Source organism: Pseudomonas sp. NPDC087639 (assembly GCF_044743385.1).
Classification (GTDB): Bacteria; Pseudomonadota; Gammaproteobacteria; order Pseudomonadales; family Pseudomonadaceae; genus Aquipseudomonas.
The window spans coordinates 7,755-8,172 of record NZ_JBIUWI010000113.1; the positions used below are offsets into that span (position 1 = coordinate 7,755).

Consider the following 418-nt stretch of genomic DNA (forward strand, 5'->3'; position numbering starts at 1 on the left):
GACGGAACGCGCCAGGGTGCGAACGCGCAGAATGTATTGCTGACGCGCGGTCACCGAGATCGCCCGGCGCGCATCCAGCAGGTTGAAGGTGTGCGAAGCCTTCAACACCATTTCGTAGCTCGGCAACGGCAGCGGCTGGTCGAGCTCGATCAGGCGCTTGGCTTCGCCTTCATAGAAGTCGAACAGTTCGAACAGCTTGTCGACGTTGGCGTGTTCGAAGTTGTAAGTGGACTGCTCCACTTCGTTCTGGTGGAACACGTCGCCGTAAGTCACTTTGCCCATCGGGCCGTCAGCCCAGACCAGGTCGTAAACCGAATCCACGCCTTGCAGGTACATGGCCAGACGCTCGAGACCGTAGGTGATCTCGCCGGTCACCGGGTAGCACTCGATGCCGCCCGCTTGCTGGAAGTAAGTGAAC

General features: G+C 59.8%; 1 protein-coding gene. It reads right to left on the reverse strand.

What is annotated here, in order from left to right; genetic code table 11:
• Positions 1 to 418 (reverse strand): glycine--tRNA ligase subunit alpha (locus ACIOVB_RS26320; RefSeq protein WP_401272138.1); only part of this gene is annotated, 418 nt, incomplete at both ends.